Below are 597 nucleotides of genomic sequence, written 5' to 3'. Positions count from 1 at the left end.
GGAGTCGAACCGAGGTCCACGGATTTGCAATCCGCTCGCATAGCCCTCTGCAACGCGCCTTACATCCCCCTTAAGAGGTGTTCTCTCTTGGGTACGGGATTGCATTCTACCCATTCATAAAACGAGTCAACACTATTTTTTTTGTTTTTTAAATCGTTTGAGCACAAAATATGCTAAAAGCCACAAATKKCTCATTTTAAAGGCAGACTTTTCCCACATAGAGTCAAGATTATCTAGAATAATCCTTGTCTTACACAACTTATACTTACGCCTTGATCGCGAACTTCACGCATAAAAAAACGGGCTTGCGCCCGTTCAGACTGCTGACAAAGGTCTAGCTTTCGAGCTAGACCTTTGATCTAATAGGGGTATCGAAATATGGATACTCCGATATGCTTCAAGAACCCACCCCGCAACAATACGAACTGGAAATGGTGACGATGGAACAGTTAGTTCCTAAAGACCATTTAGTGCGCAAAATCGATAATGCTATCGACTTTGAATTCATTCGTGATGAAGTCGCTCATCTTTATTGTAAAGATAATGGGCGTCCACCTGTTGACCCTGTTCGTCTCTTCAAAATCATCTTGCTTGGTT

Annotated in this window: 1 pseudogene; it reads left to right on the top strand. The window is 42.5% G+C overall.

The annotated features are described in order from the left end of the window. Positions 1-392: 392 nt before the first annotated feature. Positions 393-597 (top strand): annotated as a pseudogene (locus CIK04_RS31535) (IS5/IS1182 family transposase); the annotation flags it as partial.

The organism is Vibrio sp. 03_296, assembly GCF_002265885.1.
The sequence above is the reverse complement of the archived record's forward strand: the minus strand, read 5'-3'. Positions and strand labels throughout refer to the sequence as shown.